Origin of the sequence: Methylobacterium sp. WL116 (assembly GCF_008039455.1) — a bacterium.
GTDB lineage: Bacteria > Pseudomonadota > Alphaproteobacteria > Rhizobiales > Beijerinckiaceae > Methylobacterium.
The window spans coordinates 1-1,436 of the sequence record NZ_VRUV01000810.1; the positions used below are offsets into that span (position 1 = coordinate 1).

Here is a 1,436-nt window from a genome sequence, read left to right on the forward strand (position 1 = left end):
AGGGCGACGAGGCAGGCGGCGAGCCGGCCCAGTCGCGAAAGGGTGGTCCCGCCCGGCGGCCTGCGATCGCGGCGCAGGGTCGCGTTCAGGGGCGGCATCGGGCGGCAGACGAGGGCGGGTTTCGGTTCGGGCATCGGCCTCGTCCGGGTCGCGTTGACGTGGGAAATTTGACCACGCCCAAACCGTATGTGTGCAGATTTCCCACGTCAACGCGAAATCGGTGGGCCGAGGTGTGCCGGCGCACGATGTGGGATTGTGTCCCACGTCGCCCGCCTCCATGCTGCGCCGATGTCCGAGACCGTCAACGACACCGCCGAGGGGGCTGCCCTGCACGCGCCGGTGGCGCGCCTGCTGCGCCCGCTGGTCCGGCTGTTCGTGGCCCGCGGCATCACCTTCCCGGCGCTGACGAACCTGCTGCGTGAGCTCTACGTCAACGTCGCCGAGCACGACTTCGCGCTGCAGGGCAAGGAGCAGACCGACAGCCGGGTCTCGCTGCTCACCGGCATCCACCGCAAGGAGGTGCGGCGCCTGCGCGGGGCCGGGGCGCCGGTGAGCGCGGTGCCGGCGGTGGTCTCGCGCACCAGCCGGATCATCGCCCGGTGGCTCGCGGACCCCGCCTTCACCGACCCGGACGGGCGCCCGCTGGCGCTGCGGCGCGCGGGCGAGGACGGCCCCTCCTTCGAGGCCCTGGTCGCCGGCGTGACCCGCGACCTGCGGCCCCGCGCCGTGCTCGACGAATGGCTCGACCGCGGGCTCGCCACCCTCGACGGCCAGGACCGGATCGTCCTGGCCGAGGCCGCCTACGTGCCGCGCGGCGGCGGCGAGCCGCAGCTCTACTATTTCGGGCGCAACCTCCACGACCACATCGCGGCCTCGGTCGCCAACATCCTCGGCGAGGCGCCGCGCTTCCTCGAGCGCGCGGTGCATTACGACGGGCTGTCGGAGGATCTGGCGCGGCGGCTGGAGGCGCGCGCCAAGGAGATCGCGATGGAGGCGCTGACCCAGGCCAACCGCGAGGCCCACGCCGCCTGCGCCACCGATCCCGGCGGCCCCCACCGCTGGAACTTCGGCCTCTACGTCTACGCCGAAGCCGTGCCGCCGCGCGCGGGCGTCCCCCCTGCCGAGGAGGCGTCGCCGGCCACGCCGGAGGCCGGGGCGTGAACCTGTCGGTCGGAAACCTGTCGGTCGCACGATCGCGCGCGGATCGGGGCGGTGTTCGGTCGTCGAGCGACCGGCTCGGACGAGGTGCCCTTCCTCCCCCCTCTGCGGGGGAGCGTGGCCCGCGAGGTTCTTCGCATTCAGACGCCCCGGGACCGCGCGCATGAGCGCTCCGACCCGCCGCCTCGTCCTGCGCCTGCTCGCCGGCGCCGCCCTGGTTCCGGGGCGCGCGCTGCCGCAGGAGGCGCCGCGCGACCAGGGCATCGGCGGCACCGGGG

Annotated in this window: 1 protein-coding gene; it reads left to right on the forward strand. The window is 74.6% G+C overall.

The window, feature by feature from the left end; translation table 11 throughout:
• Positions 1-288 precede the first annotated feature (288 nt).
• Complete coding sequence (locus FV223_RS27550; protein WP_147729867.1) at positions 289-1,161, forward strand: DUF6502 family protein; 873 nt, start codon at positions 289-291, stop codon at positions 1,159-1,161.
• Positions 1,162-1,436: the final 275 nt, after the last annotated feature.

What these genes read in the sequence shown, in the direction of transcription:
- FV223_RS27550 (WP_147729867.1), top strand. Translation starts at nt 289, where the DNA reads ATGTCCGAGACCGTCAACGACACCGCCGAGGGGGCTGCCCTGCACGCG.